The organism is Antarcticibacterium arcticum (assembly GCF_007993795.1).
Classification (GTDB): Bacteria; Bacteroidota; Bacteroidia; order Flavobacteriales; family Flavobacteriaceae; genus Gillisia; species Gillisia arctica.
Genome location: NZ_CP042476.1, coordinates 3,295,945 through 3,318,381 on the forward strand (window position 1 = coordinate 3,295,945; position 22,437 = coordinate 3,318,381).

At 39.3% G+C, this 22,437-nt stretch carries 16 protein-coding genes and 1 tRNA gene; 16 read left to right on the forward strand and 1 reads right to left on the reverse strand.

The features are described 5' to 3' along the window. Positions 1-34 precede the first annotated feature (34 nt). The 16 genes from mraY (at position 35) to FK178_RS15035 (ending at position 21,739) form a co-directional block, all read left to right on the forward strand. The gene (mraY, locus tag FK178_RS14960; RefSeq protein ID WP_146837080.1) at positions 35-1,276 is read left to right on the forward strand and encodes a phospho-N-acetylmuramoyl-pentapeptide-transferase; all 1,242 of its coding nucleotides are present in this window, start codon (positions 35-37) and stop codon (positions 1,274-1,276) included. Between the two features lie 51 nt (positions 1,277-1,327). After that, complete coding sequence (murD, locus tag FK178_RS14965; RefSeq protein ID WP_146837083.1) at positions 1,328-2,671, forward strand: UDP-N-acetylmuramoyl-L-alanine--D-glutamate ligase; 1,344 nt, start codon at positions 1,328-1,330, stop codon at positions 2,669-2,671. 52 nt (positions 2,672-2,723) lie between these two features. After that, positions 2,724-3,926, forward strand: coding sequence for an FtsW/RodA/SpoVE family cell cycle protein (locus FK178_RS14970; RefSeq protein ID WP_146837086.1), 1,203 nt, complete (start codon positions 2,724-2,726; stop codon positions 3,924-3,926). After that, the gene (murG, locus tag FK178_RS14975) at positions 3,923-5,014 is read left to right on the forward strand and encodes an undecaprenyldiphospho-muramoylpentapeptide beta-N-acetylglucosaminyltransferase (protein ID WP_146837089.1); all 1,092 of its coding nucleotides are present in this window, start codon (positions 3,923-3,925) and stop codon (positions 5,012-5,014) included. Before FK178_RS14970 ends, murG begins: the two co-directional genes overlap by 4 nt. Positions 5,015-5,161: 147 nt before the next feature. Continuing rightward, positions 5,162-6,514, forward strand: a complete 1,353-nt coding sequence (gene murC / locus FK178_RS14980; RefSeq protein WP_146837092.1) for a UDP-N-acetylmuramate--L-alanine ligase — start codon at positions 5,162-5,164, stop codon at positions 6,512-6,514. Continuing rightward, on the forward strand, positions 6,504-7,220 hold the full coding sequence (locus tag FK178_RS14985; RefSeq protein WP_146837095.1) for a cell division protein FtsQ/DivIB: 717 nt from the start codon (positions 6,504-6,506) through the stop codon (positions 7,218-7,220). Before murC ends, FK178_RS14985 begins: the two co-directional genes overlap by 11 nt. A 3-nt stretch (positions 7,221-7,223) precedes the next feature. Then, positions 7,224-8,573: a cell division protein FtsA gene (gene ftsA / locus FK178_RS14990; protein ID WP_146837098.1), complete on the forward strand. Its 1,350-nt coding sequence runs from the start codon at positions 7,224-7,226 to the stop codon at positions 8,571-8,573. 29 nt (positions 8,574-8,602) lie between these two features. Further along, positions 8,603-10,579 carry a cell division protein FtsZ gene (gene ftsZ / locus FK178_RS14995; RefSeq protein WP_146837101.1) on the forward strand — a complete coding sequence of 659 codons (1,977 nt, stop codon included), beginning with the start codon at positions 8,603-8,605 and terminating at the stop codon, positions 10,577-10,579. 96 nt (positions 10,580-10,675) lie between these two features. Further along, entirely contained in the window at positions 10,676-11,125 is a 450-nt protein-coding gene (locus FK178_RS15000; RefSeq protein WP_146837104.1) for a GatB/YqeY domain-containing protein, read from the forward strand. A 107-nt stretch (positions 11,126-11,232) separates the two neighbouring features. Then, positions 11,233-11,306, forward strand: a tRNA-Arg gene (locus FK178_RS15005). A 230-nt stretch (positions 11,307-11,536) separates the two neighbouring features. Next, positions 11,537-12,775: a site-specific integrase gene (locus tag FK178_RS15010; RefSeq protein ID WP_146837106.1), complete on the forward strand. Its 1,239-nt coding sequence runs from the start codon at positions 11,537-11,539 to the stop codon at positions 12,773-12,775. A 485-nt stretch (positions 12,776-13,260) separates the two neighbouring features. Then, complete coding sequence (locus FK178_RS15015) at positions 13,261-13,719, forward strand: T9SS type A sorting domain-containing protein (protein ID WP_146837109.1); 459 nt, start codon at positions 13,261-13,263, stop codon at positions 13,717-13,719. A 4-nt stretch (positions 13,720-13,723) separates the two neighbouring features. After that, on the forward strand, positions 13,724-20,050 hold the full coding sequence (locus tag FK178_RS15020) for an FG-GAP-like repeat-containing protein (protein ID WP_146837112.1): 6,327 nt from the start codon (positions 13,724-13,726) through the stop codon (positions 20,048-20,050). Then, positions 20,047-20,331 carry a hypothetical protein gene (locus FK178_RS15025; RefSeq protein WP_146837115.1) on the forward strand — a complete coding sequence of 95 codons (285 nt, stop codon included), beginning with the start codon at positions 20,047-20,049 and terminating at the stop codon, positions 20,329-20,331. Before FK178_RS15020 ends, FK178_RS15025 begins: the two co-directional genes overlap by 4 nt. 193 nt (positions 20,332-20,524) lie before the next feature. Further along, on the forward strand, positions 20,525-21,334 hold the full coding sequence (locus FK178_RS15030) for a hypothetical protein (RefSeq protein ID WP_146837118.1): 810 nt from the start codon (positions 20,525-20,527) through the stop codon (positions 21,332-21,334). 6 nt (positions 21,335-21,340) lie between these two features. Continuing rightward, entirely contained in the window at positions 21,341-21,739 is a 399-nt protein-coding gene (locus tag FK178_RS15035; protein WP_146837121.1) for a hypothetical protein, read from the forward strand. 66 nt (positions 21,740-21,805) lie between these two features. On the opposite strand, the gene FK178_RS15040 is transcribed toward FK178_RS15035, so the two are convergent. Beyond that, the gene (locus FK178_RS15040) at positions 21,806-22,063 is read right to left on the reverse strand and encodes a hypothetical protein (RefSeq protein ID WP_205677192.1); all 258 of its coding nucleotides are present in this window, start codon (positions 22,061-22,063) and stop codon (positions 21,806-21,808) included. Positions 22,064-22,437 lie beyond the last annotated feature (374 nt).

Consider the following 22,437-nt stretch of genomic DNA (forward strand, 5'->3'; position numbering starts at 1 on the left):
TTCCTTTTTGGGAAACTACACCATAATAGAAGATATGCTATACTATTTGTTTGATTATTTAAATGAGTATTACAAGGTCCCGGGAGCAGGATTGTTTGAGTTTATCTCTTTCCGGTCGGCAATGGCTATTATCTTGTCTTTAGGGATCTCAACTATTTATGGTAAAAAGATCATTAATTATCTTTTAAGAAAACAGGTAGGTGAAAGCGTAAGGGATCTTGGATTGCAGGGGCAGAGTGAAAAAGCAGGAACTCCAACTATGGGAGGGATAATAATTATTATTGCGACCCTTATTCCCGTGTTGTTATTTGCCAAACTGGAGAACATCTATGTGATCCTTCTTATCATTACTACCTTATGGATGGGTACCATTGGTTTTATAGATGATTACATCAAAACCTTTAAAAAAGACAAGCAGGGCCTTAAAGGAATTTTTAAGGTTATTGGACAGGTTGGCCTTGGAATTATCGTGGGGGGTATCATGTATTTTCATCCGGCAATAACAGTGAAGCAGGAAACTAATATTCCAACTCCTGCCACCACAGAGTTTGTGGAACAGGTAGAGATCTCTACTTCCCAGCCAACCCTGGAAGAGAAAAGTACAACTACAACAATCCCATTTGTAAAAAATAATGAATTCGATTATGCCAGTCTTATCACATGGATAAATCCAGCCCTGATAAATTATGCCTGGCTCATCTTTATTCCCATTGTGATATTTATTGTGACCGCGGTATCGAATGGGGCAAACCTGACAGATGGGGTAGATGGCCTTGCAGCAGGATCATCGGCCATTATAGTCCTAACCCTGGGGATATTCGCATGGGTTTCAGGTAACATCATATTTTCAGATTATCTCAATATAATGTACATCCCGCGATCTGGGGAAATGACCATTTTCATAACCGCTTTTGCCGGGGCCCTGGTTGGATTTCTATGGTATAACACTTATCCAGCCCAGGTATTTATGGGAGATACAGGAAGTTTGACCATTGGGGGAATTATTGCCGTATTGGCCATTGCCACCAGAAAGGAATTGTTGATCCCTATTCTCTGCGGAATTTTCCTTATCCAAAATCTATCGGTAGTAATGCAGGTAGCTTGGTTTAAGATCACCAAACGCAGGTACGGCGAAGGAAGACGCATATTTTTGATGTCCCCTCTGCACCACCATTATCAGAAAAAAGGACTGCATGAAAGTAAGATCGTAGTGCGGTTCTGGATCATTGGGATCTTTCTCGCCATTGTAACTGTGGTTACGCTGAAGGTTAGATAGTATATAAGTGAAAAAGTAAAAAAGGAAAAAGATAAAAACCAGGTATACCAAATGAAAAACAAACAAAAAATAGCAATTCTTGGAGCCGGCGAAAGCGGGGTGGGAACTGCTATTCTTGCCAAAAAGCAGGGCTTTGAGGTGTTTGTTTCAGATTTTGGAAAGGCAAAGGTTAAATACAAAAAAGCCCTTAATGATCTCGGAGTTGAATGGGAAGAAGGCGGGCATAATGAAGCCAGGATCCTGGAAGCCGATATTGTTATGAAAAGTCCCGGTATTCCCGAAAAAGCCCCGATGGTACAAAAACTAGTGGAGAAAGGAATTCCTGTAATATCTGAGATTGAATTCGCTTCCAAATTCACAAGCGCCAAAATTATTGGAATTACCGGGAGTAATGGAAAAACCACCACCACAAAATGGGTATATCATATCCTGAAGAACGCCGGCCTTGCAGTAGGAATGGCGGGTAATGTGGGAGATAGTTTTGCCAAACAGGTGGCAGAGGAAAATTTTGACTGGTATGTGCTGGAGTTGAGCAGTTTTCAACTGGATGGGATTATTGAGTTTCGGCCGCATATAGCTGTTTTGACCAATATCACCCCGGACCATCTGGACAGATATGATTACAAAATTGAAAATTATATAGAATCGAAATTCAGAATAACCAGAAATCAAACCGAAGATGATTTTTTCATCTATGATGCAGATGATGAATTAACCCTTGCCTGGTTAGGCAAATATCAGATAAAAGCTCAAAAATTGCCTTTCTCCCTGGATACAAAACAGAAGATGGGCGCATACCTAGAAGACAACAACATTAAAATAATTACACCAAATTCCCAATTTATTATGCCAAAATCCTCCCTTGCACTAGAAGGCAAACACAACACTAAAAATGCAATGGCTGCCTCAACGGTTGCCCAGTTATTAAGAATTAGAAAAGAGACCATTCGCGCGAGCATGGAGAACTTTCAGGGGGTAGAACACCGCCTTGAAAAAGTGCTTAAGATCAATAATGTGCTTTATATAAACGATTCCAAGGCTACCAATACCAATGCGACTTATTATGCTTTGGACAGTATGGAATCTGAAACTGTATGGATCGTTGGAGGGGTAGATAAAGGGAATAATTATGCCGAATTATTGCCGCTGGTAAATGAAAAAGTAAAAGCTATTATCTGTCTGGGAGTGGATAATGCAAAAATATTTGAGGCCTTTGGGAATTGTGTGGAAGTAATGATGGAAACGCAATCTATGACAGAGGCTGTGCAAATGGCTTATAAGCTGGCCGAAAAGGGGAACACCGTTCTCCTGTCCCCGGCTTGTGCAAGTTTTGACCTGTTCGAGAATTACGAGGAGAGAGGCAGGGAATTTAAAAATGCAGTAAGAAATCTTTAGAAAGAATAAGACCTCACAGGTTTAAAACCGGGGAGGTCTAATAAAACGAAAAATGGGTAACGTATTTTCAAATCTTAAGGGAGATAAAGTTATTTGGGCAACCGCGGGTATGTTGGCATTATTCTCATTCCTGCCGGTTTACAGCTCAAGTAGCAATATCGCTTATTTGTATGGAGATGGCAGTACGTTCAATTATTTGGTGGTGCATTTCTTTCACCTGGTGCTTGGCTTCTGTTTATTATTTGCCATTCACAGGATCCCCTATCATTACTTTAAAGGGCTATCCATTTTGTTGTTGCCCATTGTAATTATATTATTGATTTATACCATTTCCCAGGGAACCACTATAGATGGCTCCAATGCCAGCCGGTGGATACAAATCCCTGTGGTTGGGGTAACATTTCAGTCTTCCACCCTGGCGTCGGTAGTGTTGTTGATCTATGTGGCGCGATATTTAACCCGAATTGCAGATAAAACAGTAACCTTTAAAGAGACCCTATTACCTCTTTGGTTACCAGTATTTGTGGTTTTGGTATTGATCCTTCCGGCCAATTTCTCTACCACTGCTATCATATTTACTATGGTGATCATCCTGGTTTTTCTGGGAGGATATCCGTTAAGATATATTGGGATCATTCTGGGCGCAGGGTTACTGGTACTCACATTATTTATTTTAACTGCCAAGGCATTTCCGGGATTATTGCCCAATCGTATTGATACCTGGACCAGCAGGATAGAGAATTTCTCTAATGATGAGGATACAGAGGCCGACTATCAAATTGAGAAGGCCAAAATAGCAATTGCCCGCGGCGGGGTTACAGGTTCGGGTATTGGAAAAAGCGTTCAAAGAAACTTTTTACCCCAGTCATCTTCAGATTTTATTTATGCGATCATAGTGGAGGAAATGGGATTAATTGGTGCTTTTGGAGTGATGAGCGCTTATTTAATGTTATTGTTCCGAATAGTAATAGTGGCTACAAAAGCCGATACCATCTTTGGGAAACTCGTGGTAATGGGGGTAGGCTTACCCATCGTATTCCAGGCTCTCGTAAATATGGCTGTGGCTGTAGAGTTGTTTCCTGTGACCGGGCAAACTTTGCCACTCATTAGTAGTGGAGGAACCTCCATCTGGATGACCTGCCTTGCACTGGGAATAATTCTAAGCGTGAGCGCGAAAAGAGAAGAGATAAAAACCTCTCAGGAAAGAGAGACAGAGGGAGAAAATCCCCTTGATATTTTAAGTGAAGCAATATGAACAGGCAATTGAAAGTAATAATTTCAGGAGGCGGCACAGGAGGACATATCTATCCTGCCATCTCTATTGCCAATGAAATAAAAAGAAGATACCCCAATGCCGAACTATTATTTGTGGGAGCAATGGGAAGAATGGAAATGGACAAGGTGCCACAGGCAGGTTACAAAATAGAAGGATTATGGATCACCGGGCTTGAAAGGAAATTAAGCATAAAGAATCTGAGCTTTCCCTTGAAGCTGGTGAGCAGCCTGTTAAAGGCAAAACAAATCATTAAAAATTTTGGGCCAGATGTGGTAATAGGAACAGGCGGATTTGCGAGCGGGCCTTTGCTTAAAATGGCAAATTCCCGGAATATACCCACGCTTATCCAGGAGCAAAATTCCTATCCCGGGATTACCAACAGGTTGTTGGGGAAACAGGCAAATGTAATTTGTACTGCCTATGAAAACCTGGAAAGATTTTTTCCCGCGGAAAAAATAAAGATCACCGGAAATCCGGTGCGGGAGGATCTCCTTAGTGTTCAAGATAAAAGAGAAGAAGCTCTGTCATTTTTTAAGCTGAAAGAAACTAAAACCACTTTACTTGTACTGGGCGGAAGCCTGGGAGCAAGAAGGATCAATCAACTTATTGAGGCAAACCTTCCTCTGTTTGAAGAGCGCGAAGTGCAGGTGATCTGGCAAACAGGCTCTTTGTATTATGAAGAGTATAAAAAACACCACAAAGTATTGGTGCAAACCCATGCCTTTTTAAACAGAATGGATCTGGCTTATGCGGCAGCAGATGTTATAATTTCAAGAGTAGGTGCCGGCAGTGTGTCAGAATTATGCATTGTGGGCAAACCCGTGCTTTTTATCCCATCGCCCAATGTTGCAGAGGACCATCAGGCAAAAAACGCCCTTGCCCTTGAAGCAGCAGATGCTGCCTTGGTTGTAAAAGAGGATGAACTCGAAACAGATTTTGAGAAAACTATGGTATTAATGCTGGAATCGGAAAAAGTGCGAAAGCAACTTTCAGAAAATATCCTGAAACTGGCAAAACCTAATGCAACGGCAGCGATTGTAGATGAAGTGGAAAAATTGATTAAATAAAAAAGATAAAAATTTAAAATTCAAAGTTTAACGTTCAATGTTGAAAAGTGATAAAGGAAAAGAGTTAAATATAAAACCGAAACCTACAACCTACAACCTACAACCTACAACCGACAACCGACAACTGACAACCGACAACATATAACTGTGCAAAACCTTAACAACATACAAAACTTTTACTTCATCGGCATCGGCGGTATAGGGATGAGTGCCCTGGCGCGATATTTCAATGCGACAGGCAAGAAGGTAGCGGGTTATGATAAAACTCCCACCGTTCTTACCCGTAGCCTTGAAGCCGAAGGAATACAGGTAAATTATGAAGATGAGGTTGGGAACATTCCGCAGGAATACAGCAATTCGAATACGCTGGTGGTGTACACCCCGGCCATTCCAAAAGATCATAAACAACATCATTATTTCATTGATAATAAGTTTGAGATCCAAAAACGGGCAGAAGTACTTGGGTTGATCACTAAAAATATTTTTACCCTTGCGGTTGCAGGCACGCACGGTAAGACAACTACCACAGCTATTCTTGGGCATTTGCTGAAGGAAACGGGAGCTAAAGTAACCGCGTTTCTTGGTGGAATTAGCGAAGACATTCAAAGCAACTTAATCCTGAATGGCAATGAAGTTATGGTAGTGGAAGCCGATGAATTTGACCGCTCATTCCTGAAACTTTCTCCCAACATTGCTGCTATTACCTCGATGGATGCAGATCATTTAGACATCTATGGCAAGCCGGAAGAACTGTTGAAATCCTTCAGGGATTTTGCTGCTTTGGTGCCGGAAGATGGAATTCTTTTCGTGAAGAATGGGTTGCCGGTGGCAGGTAAAACGCTGGGTATAGAAGATGATTCCAGTTATGCAGCAATAAACGTAAAAATTGATAACGGGGCGTATTCCTTTGATTTGCGCACTCCAAACACCATACTAAGAAATTTAAAATGTTTTCTACCCGGCAAACACAATTTGCAGAATGCTATAACGGCCCTTGCGATCGCCATAGAATATGGCTCCCCCACGGATCAACTCGCAGGGGCCTTATATAGTTTTAAAGGGGTAAAAAGACGTTTTACATACAGGATCAAGACCAAAGATCTTGTATTAATTGATGATTATGCGCATCATCCTACAGAGATTTCGGCCGTTCACCAGGCGGTAAGGGAGATGCATCCCGGCAAGAAAGTTCTGGCCGTATTTCAGCCGCACCTTTTTAGCCGGACCAAAGATTTTGTAGATGAGTTTGCTGAAAGTCTTAGCCGGTTTGATGAAATAAGGTTGCTGGATATTTATCCTGCACGGGAACTTCCGGTAGAAGGAATTACTTCCAGATGGCTTCTGGGAAAGATTGAAAACCCAAATAAAAAACTGGTGGTTAGAGAGGATCTTTCCGCAGAAATCAAGGATTCCGGCTGCGATGTAATAGTTATGATGGGTGCCGGAGATATAGGAGAAATGGTGCCCGAAGTTGAGAAAAATATGAGCCATGAAAATTAATTACAATTACATAAAAGCCTTCCTGGTTTTAGTGCTGGTCATATTTCTTTTTGGCTTTGCTGAAAAGCGCAATGAAATAAGGCCTTTAGCAAAAGTGGTGGTAAAATTTACCGAATTTGAAAACCTCTATTTAACTGAAGAAGCGGTTAATAAATTGTTAATACAAAATAATGTTACGGTTACGGGTGTAGGTAAAGAAACTTTAGATTTGAATAGGGTGGAGAAGGTTTTGAACACTCATGATATGATAGAAAATGCCGAAGTTTTTTTAACATTGGATGGGACTTTAAAAACCAGCATTGTTCAAAAAAGGCCCATAGGCAGAATTCTTGGAAAGGAAATCTTTTATATTGACAGGCTGGGGGAAAAAATGCCAATGTCCACCTATTATTCTGCCCGGGTGCCGGTAATAACGGGTGTAGGGGAGAGGGAGATCAAAGAAGTGTACCCCCTGCTTGATCATATAAGCCAAGACAGGTTCCTGCAGGAACATATAACAGGAATAAGGAGATTGAATGGCGGGGTTTATGAACTGGAAGTGAGAAAAATGGATTTTAGCCTGTTTGTAGGGAAAGTGGAAAACCTGGATACAAAATTCAATAATTTCAAGGCTTTTTATAAAAAAGCTTTTAAAGACGATATATTAAATACTTACAAGATGGTGGACTTACAATTTGGTAACCAGGTTGTTTGCACTAAAAAATAAGGTATGGAAGAGAACGACATTGCAGTAGGTCTTGATATTGGAACCACAAAAATTGTGGCCATGATAGGGCGTAAGAATGAATATGGAAAGGTAGAGATCATTGGCATAGGGAAATCCAAAAGTATGGGCGTGCACCGGGGGGTGGTAAATAACATCACCCAAACGATACAGTCTATACAGTTGGCAATACAGGAAGCAGAAGCAGATTCAGGTTTAAAGATAAAAGATGTGGTGGTGGGTATTGCCGGCCAGCACATAAGAAGTTTGCAGCACAGCGATTATATCACCAGGCCAAATCCCGATGAGGTAATTGATTCAGATGATATCCATACCCTTTGCAACCAGGTTCATAAGCTGGTGATGCTGCCGGGAGAGGAGATCATTCACGTGTTGCCCCAGGAATTTAAGGTAGACGGGCAGGCAGAGATCAAAGAGCCTATTGGAATGTATGGTGGCAGGCTTGAAGCCAATTTTCACGTGGTAGTGGGCCAGGTTTCATCAATTAGAAACATTGGTCGCTGCGTAAAAAGTGCGGGTCTTGAATTATCTGCAGTTACCCTGGAGCCATTGGCTTCAGCAAACGCGGTTTTGAGCCAGGAGGAAAAGGAAGCAGGAGTTGCGCTCATTGATATAGGAGGTGGTACTACAGATCTTGCCATTTTCAAAGACGGGATAATTCGCCATACAGCGGTTATACCTTTCGGCGGAAATGTGATCACAGAAGATATCAAGGAAGGATGCTCTATCATAGAGAAGCAGGCAGAATTACTGAAAATAAAATTTGGATCGGCCTGGCCGGGGGAGAATAAGGAGAATGAAATAGTTTCCATCCCGGGATTACGTGGTAGGGAACCTAAGGAGATCACCCTTAAAAACCTTTCAAAGATAATTCACGCGAGAGTGGTAGAGATCATTGAACAGGTGTACCTCGAGATCAAGAATTACGGCCACGAGGAGCAGAAGAAAAAATTGATCGCGGGAATGGTAATTACCGGCGGTGGAGCCCAGCTGAAGCATTTAAAGCAGCTGGCAGAATATATTACCGGAATGGACACCCGTATTGGGTATCCAAACGAGCACCTTGCAGGTAACAGTGACAGTGAAACTACCAGCCCGTTATATGCCACGGCCGTTGGGTTGGTGTTGAACAGCCTGGAGCAGAAAAAACATCAGTTCCAGGAGCAGGTAAAGTTCAAGGAGCCACAAAAATCTTCAGAAATTGAGCAACCTGTAATGGAGGAAGATGAAGATGATGATGAGAGAGATTACGGGAAAAAGGAGAAGCCCTTCAGAAAAAGCATTTTTGATAAATGGGCAGAGAAGTTTAAAGATTTTTTAGATAACGCAGAGTAAGAAAATATAGAACCAGTAAATCAGGATTTATGAGCAGTACAGAATTCGAAAACATCGCATTCGATTTACCAAAAAACCAATCGAACGTAATTAAGGTCATTGGTGTAGGAGGTGGAGGAAGCAACGCAATTAACCACATGTTCCAGCAGGGAATAAAAGGGGTTGATTTTGTTATTTGTAACACCGATGCCCAGGCCTTGGACAACAGTATGGTTCCCAATAAAATTCAGTTAGGTGTAAGCCTTACCGAAGGATTAGGAGCAGGAGCCAACCCCGATGTAGGGGAGCAGGCAGCAATTGAAAGTTTTGACGAGATCAAACGAATGTTGGATACCAATACCAAGATGGTTTTCATTACTGCCGGTATGGGTGGTGGTACCGGAACGGGTGCCGCGCCAATTATAGCCAAACAGGCCAAAGAAATGGATATACTCACAGTGGGTATTGTAACTATTCCTTTCCAGTTTGAAGGAAAAATGCGGAACGAACAGGCCCAGATAGGGGTTGAAAAGTTGCGTGCCCAGGTAGATTCCCTTATTGTTATCAATAACAATAAACTAAGGGAAGTTTACGGGAACCTTGGTTTCAAAGCCGGCTTTTCAAAGGCAGATGAGGTTTTGGCAACGGCTTCCAGAGGAATTGCTGAAGTTATAACACATCACTACACACAAAACATAGATTTACGTGATGCCAAAACGGTTTTGAGCAACAGCGGTACCGCCATTATGGGATCTGCAACTGCTTCAGGGGCCAGCAGGGCTCACGATGCCATCACCAAAGCTTTGGACTCTCCCTTATTAAATGACAATAAAATCAAAGGCGCCAAGAACGTATTACTGCTTATCGTTTCGGGCGGCGAAGAGATCACAATTGACGAGATTGGAGAGATCAATGACCACATCCAGGCAGAGGCAGGACATAGTGCCAACATTATTATGGGGGTTGGGGAAGATGAAAGTCTTGAGGATTCTATAGCCGTAACAATTATAGCCACGGGGTTTAATGTAGAAACCCAGAACGAGATAGTTAATACCGAAACCAAAAAGATAATCCACACCCTGGAGGATGAACAGAGGGCCGAGCATAATTTCAATAAAAATAAATATACTCCTTTTGAGGAAGTTCCCAGGGCTAAAGCGGAAGAAACTGCCCCGCCGGTGATAGTACATACTTTAGATGAGGAAGAAGTTGAGGAGCCGGTTATTAAAGAGAAAAATGAAGATCTCAGTACCCCGCCCAGTGCCCGTAATATGCAGGTGACTTACGAGGTGGTAGATTATGAAAAAGAAGAATTTATAATTACAGATACTTCTGAAGAAATTAGAAACCTGGAAGTGGAATCTCAGGAGGTTTCCATAGAGAAGGAAGAGCAATTCATGTTTACTTTTGATTTTCCTATCAATAAGAAAGCTGAAGAGAAAAAACAGCCGGAAAGAGGTCAGCCGGCTCCGAAAGCAGTTCAGCAGCCTTCCTCTTCAGAAAACCGAAAAGTGGTACATGATCTTAATGAGAGAACCAGGGATATTGAGGTAAAAGAGCATGTGGAGATCATTCCGGTTACCGAAAGTTCAGCCAGCGGGATCAAGCGTTACAGCCTTGATGATTATATGGAGGTAGAACAAATGCTTAAAAGCTCAAAACCTGCAGCCAAAAAAGTAGAAGAAGAGGAAGAGGTGATCTTCGAGAAGAAAACCATTGCACCAGCCCCTGCTGAAAATCCTTCAAGGGACAATAACGATCCTTTTGACAATCCAATTTCAGAGAGCCTTATTGAAAGAGCGGCAGAGAGAAGATCCAAAATGAAAGAGTTTAATTATAAGTTCAGGAATAATACAGCCCAGCTGGAAGAAATAGAAAGACAGCCGGCTTACAAAAGAGCGGGTATTGAACTTGAGAATTCAAGACCGGGTGATGAAAAACTTTCAAGGACAACATTGGGAAAAAGTGACAATGATGAGTTGAGGTTTAGAAGCAACAATTCCTTTTTACACGATAATGTAGATTAAGAATTATATCTCCCCCCTAATTTTTTAAACCCGAAATTCTTTGCAGGATTTCGGGTTTTATTTTTATCTTCGCAGTCCTATATAATAATAGAAAAAATGAGTTTACAAGACCGTATAATGACCGAAATGAAAGAGGCAATGCGAGCAAAAGATGCCGTAAAGCTGGAAGCATTGCGTGCCATAAAAAGCGGCATATTATTAGCTCAAACCGAAACCGGTACTAAGGAGCCAATAAGTGAGGATGAAGAATTGAAATTGCTGCAAAGGCTTGTGAAACAACGCAAGGACAGTGCAGCTATATATAAGGAACAAAACAGGGAAGACCTTGCGCAACCCGAACTGGATCAGGCAGCGGTGATAGAGCAATTTTTACCTGCTCAGCTAAGTGAGGCAGAGATCGAGGCAAAGGTGGAGGAGATCATTTCTAAAACCGGTGCGGCAGGAATGAAGGATATGGGAAAGGTAATGGGACTCGCTTCACAGGAATTAGCCGGAAAGGCCGATGGCAAGACGATTTCCATGATCGTAAAGAAGAAGTTAAGTTAGTTATATAGTATTGAGTATTGAGTATTGAGAATTGAGTATTGAGAAGAGATAATTTTCAATCTAGAATTTAGAATCTAGAATCTCAAATCTTAAATATTGAATTTTTTGGCCCCGTGGCGCAACTGAATAGCGCATCAGATTTCGGCTCTGAGGGTTGGGGGTTTGAATCCCTCCGGGGTCACTAGAGCTAATTATAATTAGCAGCAAAACCACGCAAATCTTAGTATTAGCGTGGTTTTTAAGGTTTTAGGAGTTAATATAATTTGAACTGATATGATATTTTATGGGAACTAAAAGGTTACCTAAAATTAAAAAGTTACCTCGAGGTTACATGTGTTAGAAAGGGTATATTTAAAAGGATAGTTGATTTGACTTTCGTCTGAATTATTGTTTACTAAAAAGACGACAACTATGGGAACTACAAACACATTTTCTGTGCTTTTTTGGGTGAAGAACGAAAAAGGAGAAACAGGAAGGGGAATTATTTATGCAAGAATAACAGTAAATCAAAAAAGGGTTCTTGTTAGCCTGAAGCGAAAAATTTTATTGAAATTATGGGATTCAGGCAGAAAAAGGGCCAAAGGTCATTCTGTTGATGCCAGGCAACTAAATCAATATCTGGACTCGGTACAATCCAGGTTTTTTCATTGTTACCAAGAATTAACGTCAAAAGGGAAAAAGGTTACCGCGAAATTGATTAAAGCTGTATATCTTGGAGATGGTGAGAATTCTAAAACGCTTCAGGAACTCATTCAATACCATTCCAGAAAAATTGAAAGTACCCTGGCCTCCGGGACTATTAGAAATTTTGGAATAACTGAAGGCTACATCAATAAGTTTTTAGCCAAGGAAAAAAATACTACAGATGTTTACCTAAGGGAGCTGGATTATAAATTCTTATGTGATTTCCAAAATTTTCTTCTGGAATATTACCCAAAGAAACATCCCCGGGAGATGAGCCATAACACAGTAATGAAGCATATCCAAAGATTAAGGAAGATAATTAGACTGGCATATCACCTTGAATGGATAGATAAGGATCCTTTTATGCGCTGGAAAACTACTTTTGAGAAAAAAGAAAGAGAGTTTTTATCTCCCAATGAACTTTCAAATCTAGAAACATATGAATTTCCAATTGAAAGGTTAGACCGTGTGAGGGATTTGTTTGTCTTTAGTTGTTACACCGGGATAAGTTATGTGGATATTATGGGTTTATCATTAGATAATATTTCTCTGGGTATAGACGGGAATAATTGGATTATGACAAAGCGCCAAAAAACCAAAACTTCTATAAAAATTCCTTTGCTTGATCCTGCTCTTCATTTAATTAAAAAATATAGTGATCATCCCATGACAATCATAACGGGCACACTCTTACCCGTGATCACCAATGAAAAATTAAATGTATATCTCAAGGAAGTTGCTCTTCTCTGCGGACTTAAAAAGAACCTTACCTTCCATATGGCCCGACATACATTTGCTACCACAGTTACCTTAAGCAATGGAGTTCCTATAGAAACCGTTTCTAAACTTTTGGGACATACCAAAATTGCAACCACGCAAATTTATGCAAGGGTATTAGAAAAAAAAGTTAGTGAAGATATGAATGATCTGAGGGAAATCTTGAAAAAGAATAAAGGTATAACTTAGGTTTTTGCATGCATGTGGGAACAAAAAATTTTACCATTGGGACCATTTTAAAAACTGTGTAAGTTTAAAAATAGCGGAATTTTAAATCCCAGATATGTTTTTGTTTAATTTTCAATTTTACACAAGAAAGAAGATTTAATTGATGTTGGGTGAGGCTGCTTTAAATAGCTCAATACTTAACGTATTCAATGCAAAACAATTTCCACAACCTCCAACCATAATTAAAACTACATTCAGTTTTATATGAAACCGTGCTAGGGATCGTTGTGGCCATAAACCTCCCGAAACCCCTTTTCTTTTAAAACTTCAATAAAAAATGCTCTATTATCTTTCTCATTCTCTTTATAATTTTTGATTAAGTAGGTATTTCTGAAAATATTACTATAAAAAAGTGGTTTTCCCTTACAAAGAGTAAGAGAAAATTATCCTTGACTGATTTCTTATTGCAGATTTTAGGATCATAATTAAACGTTAAATCTTTTATTATGAAAACAAGACTACCTTTCCTTTTTTCGCTTTTTATTTTTTCTTTTTCTTTCGCTCAGGAAAAGTTAGTTTTTTCCTATGATGCAGCTGGCAATCAAATATTAAGGGATAGACTTTGTGTGGGTTGTGTGAAAACTCAGGAAAGTATTGTGGAGAAATTAGAGAAAGAAGAGGATGAGGGCGGATCTAACTTAAATGATAAAAATAAGTTCAAATTTGCTGCTTATCCTAATCCTGTTACTGATATTCTACAGGCCTACTGGGAAAATACGGAACATGAATATATAACTCATATGTCCATGTTTACGATAGAAAATAAGCTTTTATTTTCAAATCAGATATCCCCAAAACAAGCAAATCAAGATATAAATTTTGCGGGTTATCCTCCCGGGTTATATATCCTCACCTACACCTATAACACCAATAGACGGGAATCCTATAAAGTTCTTAAAAATTAATCCTATGAAAATAAAAATACTTTGTTCAATATTCTTTTTTAATTTATTATTTGTTTTTGGCCAACAAGGGGTAAACCCATTAGATGAATTTACATACAGGACGATAAAAGTTACCAATGTAACCAAAGATTCTATCCCTCTTACAGGTGCAACAGGCACATTTTCTACCTCGCAAGAAAGCGGCACTATGAGCATTTCGGGGGGTGCCAATCCGGATATTGGAGAAACTATGGGAGAACTTAGTGTTTCCCTTACAGGGGGAGCCACCTATAACATCCCAATTGCAGTTCCTCCGGGAATAAATGGGATTGAGCCCACAATTTCTATATCCTATAACAGCCAGGGTGGTAATGGTTTGGCAGGCTACGGATGGAATATTGCCGGGGTTTCGGTAATAACCCGTATTCCTTCGACAAAATTTCACGATGGAAATATTGACGCTGTAGATTTTAATAATCTAGACAGGTTTTCTTTTGATGGGCAACGGTTAGTTTTAAAAAGCGGAACCTATGGTGCTTCCGGTGCTCAGTATGAAACAGAGAATTATTCCAATGTCAAAATTATTTCTTATGGAACTTCACCTTACGGTACAGCATACGGGCCATCTTATTTTATTGTGTATTATCCCGATGGATCTACAGCTCGTTATGGCTCTACTACAGACTCCCGATCCAGAACAGATTATGCAATAAGTTATTGGGAAAATCCACAGGGTGTAAGAATTTCTTATCAATATGTGCTCCAGGACAATAGTTTAAGGATCAATAAAATATTATATGGATCCCGCTCCACCGCCGCCGCCATAAACGAAATTCAATTTGTGTACGCTACAAGACAAAGGCCGGAACAGGCTTATGTAGGGAGCTACACTTTTATGCGAAAAACGATTTTAAAGGAAATTAGGGTTTTGGGAAATGGGGTTGGCTTCAGAAATTATTTTTTAAATCATACAAACGCAACAAAACTGGGGTATGACAGGTTAACAAGTATACAGGAAAAAAGTGGAGATAATAGCCTGGCCCATAGCCCAGTAAATTTTAATTATAATACCTCCTCTACATCTGTAAATTATACAGGGATTACTACCGATGTGGGTATAGGTAACATTGAACAAAGGAATGCTGAAGTTGTTTCTCTTGACCTCTCCGGGAACGGAAAAATGGACTTTATAGTTTATCCAAAATCTGCTTCTCAAAAAAATAAATTTTGGATATTAAAAGATCTTCAATCCGGTGGTTTCAATTATCCTGTTGAAGTTAATTCCGGAGCTTTTGAGGCCTTAGTTCCTATATCCTGGCTTACGCATAATAATAAGATTTTATCTGGGCAGGGGATAGGAGTGATACAGAATGCACCGAATAATGAAGTCAAATTCAAAGTATATTCCAACGGAACAACCAATCCTATTTATTATCAATATGAAAAGGTTTGGAACGCCCCCACCTATACAGACAAATCTTCTTGTTATGATGAGGATATTCAATATCGCATTCCCCAAACTTACATTTCTGGTGATTTTAACGGGGACGGACTTTCAGATGTATTAGCCATTGGTAAACCTTATTCTTATAGCAGCTGTTACGAGACCTTACCCAATCCCGGGGAACCATGTGGATTTTTAGAGCCTTATTCCCTTAATACTGCTAATAAACCACAAAAAGACAAACCGGTTAAAGATCCTCCTGGACAAGCTTCCAAAGATACCCTAACGGGGCCAATACTGGAGTCCTCCCAAGTAGAATCAACAAATTCCAGTTGTTGTCAATGTGACTTCTATTCAAACAATTCTTCGCGGGTCCATTTAATTAACCTAGACAGGCGTTTAACAACCGGATTTGCAAGTTCCATAGGTAATTTGTCTTTGGCCTTACAATCTTCACATAAATTACTTACGGCAGATGTAAATGGTGATGGAAAAACAGATATCCTCCAGTTTACTCCCGGAAAAGTGTATGCATATACAATAAGTAACTCTGGCTATTTGCAATTATTATGGAGTACTACAGATACGCGCATTAAAACAGAAATGCATCCAATGTTAGGGGATTATAACGGCGATGGGAAAACCGACTTTATAGTACCTACCGCGAACGACAGCTATACATTTGCCGTATTTTTATCTACCGGAACTGCATTTGTAAAAACCGAAGTCACGTATCCTTTTCAGTATAAAGAAACACTTTGGAATAGCACAAGTGCAACTTTGTATGGATATAATCTTATCGCTGTTGATATAAATGGCGATGGAAGAACAGATATTCTAGATTACCGAACTACTACCTATAATAGCAGTAGTAATGGTTCTCAAAATATCAAGGTATACAATAATACATCTTCTAGTGCGGTCGCTGTTACTCCTGCATTTTCTTACGGCGGGACTGTAACAAAATCAGGAGATTTAAAACATTTTCCTATCCCTGTTTTTTTAACTTCTGACAAACCCAATTTAAATCTTGACTTTGCTTCTATAAGTAACAATTGGATCTCCTCATTTAATTTTACAATGGATCACCGGGAAGATGTCCTTTTGCGTTCAATATCAAATAACGGAGTTAATCATACAATAAAATATAATAACCTAAATCCAGAGGAATACGGTTTAGACTACACTTCTGTATATCGCGCTGGTTATTTGGAGACCTATCCTTATGTAGATATATCGTTAGCGCCAGGTTTTAAAGTGGTTAGCAGTTTACAACGTTCTTATTCAAATACGCCAACTCTGAAACAAACATTCTCTTATTACGGAGCGGTCTCTAATATTGATGGTCTAGGCTTTTTAGGTTTTCAGGGAGTGGCCAGGAGCAACTGGCATACCGGCACAGGTGACAGGATGTACAATGTTTCCAAACACGATCTTAAATTAAGGGGAGCAGTTACAAGTGATTATCTGGCAACATATATTGATTTTAATAATATACCTTCAGGTTGGATCACAAAAAACACTTATACCTATGACCCGCCCGTTCTTGCCACAAACAAAACCTTCACGTTAAATCTCAATTCTAAGTCCAGTAGTAGTAGTCTTGAGGGTACAACCACAACTACCAATTATTTATATGATACATATAATAATCCTAAGCAAGTTAAAACCTTTTATTCCGGCAATGGCAGTGAAACAGTGGATATAACGTATGACGATAATCCAGGGGCAAACTATTATATTGGTCGTCCATCTAAAAAAATCGAAACAATGGTGGTGGGGTCCAACACTTTTAGTACAGAAGAACAATATACCTATACAGGGAGTTTAATTACTCAAAAGAAATTTAAAGGAAATGGTACTCAGTACGACACTGAAAATTATGTGTATGACGTATTTGGAAACATACTTAAAAAAACCACCAGTCCTTATAATACGGCTGCCAGAGAAGCAAATTTTGAATATGATACCTCCGGGAGGTTTTTAACAAAGGCTACAGATGCACTGGGAATGGCAACCATTTATACGTACAATTCCACTTCGGGAATGCTCGCTACAGAAAAAAACCCCTACAACCAGACCACCTCTTATTTTTATGACAGCTGGAATAGGTTGGTAAAAGCAACAGATTATTTGGGAAAAAATGTCCTCACCACATTTTCTGAAGCCTCGTATTTCTATACCGTAACCGTTTACGCGGATGATGGTACCAGTAAAATAAGTGTTTTTGATCCTTTAAAAAGAATGACTCTTATTAAAGAAAAAGATGTTTTAGGGCAGTGGGTTCAAAAAAGCTATGAATATGATAAATTTGACCGGCCATATAAAGAAAGTGAACCCTATATTGGTTCGGCACCTTCTCAATGGAATCTTACAGAGTATGATTTTTATGGCAGGCCATCAAAACACACTTCGTTTACCGGGAAGGTTACCACATTTACATATTCAAATCTTTCAGTCACTGTAAATGATGGAACAAAGGCGGTAACCACCCTTAAAGATGCAATGGGCAATGTAATAAATGTAACAGATCCCGGAGGGACCATCAATTACACATATTATGGTAACGGGGCAATGAAAACCGCCAATTATGACGGGATAGTTGTAAGTGTGGACCAAGATGGGTGGGGCAGGAAAACAAAGCTTACAGATCCTTCAGCCGGGGTTTATAACTATGAATATAATGGCTTTGGTGAACTCATCAAAGAAACAACCCCTACAGGGAATACGGTCTACACATATACATCTTTAGGCGAACTGCAACAAAAGAAAGTTACTGGGGACAACAATACCAATATGACCTTTAATTATAGTTATGATGCAACGAGCAAATTGCTCACCTCCCTGAAACTTATCAATGCAGATGGGAACAATAGCGATTATATATATAGCTATGACTCCCACAAAAGGCCTTTAAGTATTTTGGAATCCAATCTTTATGCGAATTTTACAAAAAGATATACTTATGACGATTTCGGAAGAATTAGTACGGAAGAAAGTCAGGCCAATGCCTATGGTAAATCCAGTATTAAAAAAACAAAAAATACATATCAAAACGGCGGTTTAGTAAGCATAAGCGATTTTGGTACCAATGAAGTGTTATGGACCCTTAATGAAATAAATGCCCGAGGACAGGTTACCTTATCTACGGTTGGTAACAACCTCAAAAAGACCAATACCTATAACACCTATGGATATTTAACAGAAGCAAAAACCGAAAAAGCATCCGGGACCACCCTTACCCAGCTTATGCAGCTTACTTTTAACTTCAACGCCCAAAGGGGAACATTAACCAGCAGGACAAATTCTTTGTTCAGTTGGTCGGAAAATTTCACTTATGACGGGTTGGATAGATTAACAAACTTTGACGATAATAATAGCCAGAGATCACATTCGTATGATTCAAGAGGGAGGATTACAACCAACAGTGCAATTGGAGATTATGTTTACACGTCCACTTCATACAGGCAAACAGAACTTAACCTGAATCCTGCGGGGGAAACTTATTTCAACAATTACCAGAAACAGCAAATTTCTTACAATGCTTTTAAAAGCCCGGTTGAGATCACAGAAGAAGGCAAGGATAAGGTAAGTTTTGAGTACAATGCCTTTTTGGGCAGGGCCAATATGTTTTATGGAGGGCTGGAAACCGATAAAACTCTGAGAAAATCCCGAAAACATTATTCCCATGACGGGAGCATGGAAGTCGCCTATGACAAGACAACTGGCAAAGTTACTTTTGTCACATATTTAATGGGAGATGCATATAGCTCCCCGGTGATCTGGCATTCTGAACACATCGGTTCAACAACAGCCAACAACTTTTTCTACCTTCACCGGGATTATTTGGGCAGTATTTTAGGGATTACAGATAAGGAAGGGGTTTTCAAAGAAAAGCGCCACTTTGATGCCTGGGGAAATATCGTAAAGCTCACCGATGGTAACAATGTTGCCTTAACAAAGTTCGCAATTCTTGATATGGGGTATACCGGCCACGAGCATTTATTGGGGGTGGGGATTATCCATATGAATGGGCGGCTATACGACCCTGTGTTGCACAGGTTTTTGAGTCCTGATAATTTCGTGACGGATCCTTATAACACCCAAAATTATAACAGGTATGCATATGTGTTGAACAACCCATTCATGTACACTGATCCAAGTGGGGAAGAACCATTCTTTATAGTTTTAGCAACCATACTTTCTGTGGGGATTATAATTGCAAATGCTATATGGGGAGATCACGATGCAACTCCTTATCAAAATACAAGCAATAATTATATTCCTTCCCCAACAAGTAGTGGAAATTCTTCCAATATTGCATCTGGAAGTCCACGTGGAACGGTCATAGCTTCAGAGTTTGATATGCCACACTTTGTAAAAATTCCTTCCTGGTTCCCTGAGGTTAATTTGTCAAGAATTGCATCTTCTTTAGTGCCTAATGAAAGAAGGTTAAATACTTTTGGCTACAATTCTAATCACCAGGATCCACTAAAAAAATATAAAGATAGAGCTATATCATTGGAAAAATGGCAGGATATTTATCGAGATAAAAGTTGGCAGGAAATCGCAACGGAAGGAGGTTGGAAACAAGGTCAGCCCCTTGGGCCAACACATAGATATGTAATAAACCCCATAGATGGAAACGTTATGGATATGAGACACGTTGTGATTGTGGGCTATGGATACGGAGAAAATGTAGGTAGTATAATAGAACATGTTCAAAATATTCATCCTTCAACCAGAGCAAGTGCCTATGATCCGCAGGATTATTACTCAAATAAAGTCGGAGCGAACTTTTTTCAACTGAGACATACTGGAAATTGGTCTTCCAATAGTTGGGCATATGACTTTAAACGATTCATATATACCCATTATAAAACATTATTTAACAATTATAAATCATGAAAAAAATATTTTATACTAATTTTTTTTTATTCATTTTGCTAATATCTTGTTCAAAAGCTAACCAGGAAAATTTTGAAGACTTAAAAAAAATAGAGACTGGTATGGAGGTAAAAAAAGTTTTATCTATAATGAGGAACGATCCAATTAATGTGAAAAGAGCACCGTGGAATGATAGTCTTTTTATTTACTATTTTTCTTCACCTGCAGCAGCTTCTGATCATTATAAAATAATATTTAAAGAAGAGGATAGTACCGTGATTGAAATAAATTTTGGAGATTAATTTTTTTTCCGAATATAATAGTGGGTTGGGGATAGAGAGGTCACGAGTATTAATTAGGAGTTAGAATTTTCATATAATCTAGGGTTATACCACCCGGTGCTCCCACCATTTTTCTATCCTCAAATAATTTTTTCAGAATTCCTTTGACACTCAAAAATAAAACCGGTATGGGTATGTGTTGAATAACCCATTAATGTATACTGATCCTAGTGGTGAAGAATTTTTCACCGCGCTTGCTTATATTATTGTAGGGGCAATAATTTTAGCTGCAGCTATATGGGGTGATTATGACGCAACTCCATATCAGAATACCGGCAATTATAATGCACCCTCGCCATCAAATAGTGGGGATTCATCTAGTATTGCATCGAGTAGTTCCGGTGGAACTGTTATAGCCTCAGAGTTTAATATGCCACACTTTATTAATGTCCCCTCCTGGCTACCGGAAATTAATTTATCTAGAATAGCATCTTCTTTAATACCAAATAAAAATTGGTTAAGTCCTTTGCAAACAGGGTTAGATGTTGTAGGTTTAGTACCTGTAGTAGGGGAAGTGGCAGATGGTGCCAATGCTCTAATTTATCTTGCTCAGGGAGATTATGTAAATGCAGGATTGAGGGGTGCTGCTATGGTTCCGTTTCTTGGTTGGGGAGCTACAGGGGCAAAGTTGGGAATGAAAGCGAAAAATGCTTTTGATTTGACAGTTGCCGCTAAGGGGGGAACTACTGTTTTAGGGCATTATCCTGCATACACGAAACTTGCAGGAGAGTTAGGAGCTAAGAGATTTAATATCCCTACTAATGTGTGGAATAAAATGACCCCTGCCCAACAATGGGGAGCAAATCAAAAGTTTCTTGATAGAATGATTTTGCGTGGGGACAATATCAGACTTGCAACACCTCTTAATCAAGTTAAGCCAGGCAGCTTTTATCAAAGAGAATTGAATTATTTATTTGACAAAGGGTACAAAGTAAGTTCTGACGGACTTTGGTTAGTAAAATAGGAAGCTATGAAGAATAACGAAAAAACATATAGTTTTCTAAAGTCAAATGGATTTGAACTAATTCAAAAAGATACTTCGGATTTTTTTGGTGACTACTACGATATATTTTCCAATGGTTTTTTTCAAATAAGGTTTAGCAGTTCTAAATCTTTTGAAACAGTTGACATACGGAGTAATTTACCAAATGAAAATTGGTATGATTTAGCGTTGGTAAAAGCCCTATTGTATGATGAAAAAAAACTTAATAGTACAACCACTATTGAAGAGCACAGGGATTTTTTACAGAAGGAATTTACTAATATTGCTGAACTCTTTAATGACAGGAATTATCTAGTCGCTAAAAAGAGTTTAGAAGAAGTAGGGAATGAACGAGCAAAACAAATGTTTCCTGGAATAAGAAAATAAGCAGAAGCCTCGGGAGACCGGGGCTTTGTTCATTTTAGAAATTGGCTTTACCGTCCAACAGATCCTTCATTCTTTTTTGGTGAGCATTGAATTAATGATTTTAACCAGTGCATTTTTTTCATCTTCATCAAGCTGGTTAATCAGCATCAATTGCTCGTTCAGTTCGTGATTCTGAAGCTCTACCCCGGAGTTTTCACTATCGTTCCAAAGGTTATCGGCACTTACGGCAAAAACCTTCCTCAATCGTTGCACAATATCATAGAGGGCTGCAATTGCCCGCGTGAAGGTTAGCTGATCTTTTATGGGTAACCTGAAAAAGACCAACACCTATAATTCCTATAGATATCTAACTGAAGCAAAAACAGATAAAGCATCTGGCACAACTGTTTCCCAGCTTATGAAGCTACTTTTACTTTTAGTATTCTACGGGGAATTTTGAAGGCAGCACAAAATCGCCTGTTTAACTGGATGAAAGTTTTATATATGATGCTAAGGACAGGCTCACCTCCTTTACAAATAATAACAGTGCCAAAACCCAGACCTATGATAACCGTGGGATGTTGCCTAATAAAAGCGCAAAAGTGGATTATTTATATAGCTCCACCAATTACCAGCAAAACGAGCTCAATTTAAATACCCGGTGAGAGGGTTATTTCAATAATTATAAAAAAAAATCATTTCCTACAATGCTTTTAAGA

Coding starts and splice junctions, on each gene's coding strand:
- FK178_RS15035 (WP_146837121.1), top strand. CDS start 21,341: ATGAAGAATAACGAAAAAACATATAGTTTTCTAAAGTCAAATGGATTT.
- FK178_RS14985 (WP_146837095.1), top strand. CDS start 6,504: ATGAAAATTAATTACAATTACATAAAAGCCTTCCTGGTTTTAGTGCTG.
- FK178_RS14970 (WP_146837086.1), top strand. CDS start 2,724: ATGGGTAACGTATTTTCAAATCTTAAGGGAGATAAAGTTATTTGGGCA.
- murG (WP_146837089.1), top strand. CDS start 3,923: ATGAACAGGCAATTGAAAGTAATAATTTCAGGAGGCGGCACAGGAGGA.
- ftsZ (WP_146837101.1), top strand. CDS start 8,603: ATGAGCAGTACAGAATTCGAAAACATCGCATTCGATTTACCAAAAAAC.
- FK178_RS15015 (WP_146837109.1), top strand. CDS start 13,261: ATGAAAACAAGACTACCTTTCCTTTTTTCGCTTTTTATTTTTTCTTTT.
- FK178_RS15025 (WP_146837115.1), top strand. CDS start 20,047: ATGAAAAAAATATTTTATACTAATTTTTTTTTATTCATTTTGCTAATA.
- ftsA (WP_146837098.1), top strand. CDS start 7,224: ATGGAAGAGAACGACATTGCAGTAGGTCTTGATATTGGAACCACAAAA.
- FK178_RS15030 (WP_146837118.1), top strand. CDS start 20,525: ATGTATACTGATCCTAGTGGTGAAGAATTTTTCACCGCGCTTGCTTAT.
- mraY (WP_146837080.1), top strand. CDS start 35: ATGCTATACTATTTGTTTGATTATTTAAATGAGTATTACAAGGTCCCG.
- FK178_RS15010 (WP_146837106.1), top strand. CDS start 11,537: ATGGGAACTACAAACACATTTTCTGTGCTTTTTTGGGTGAAGAACGAA.
- murD (WP_146837083.1), top strand. CDS start 1,328: ATGAAAAACAAACAAAAAATAGCAATTCTTGGAGCCGGCGAAAGCGGG.
- FK178_RS15000 (WP_146837104.1), top strand. CDS start 10,676: ATGAGTTTACAAGACCGTATAATGACCGAAATGAAAGAGGCAATGCGA.
- FK178_RS15020 (WP_146837112.1), top strand. CDS start 13,724: ATGAAAATAAAAATACTTTGTTCAATATTCTTTTTTAATTTATTATTT.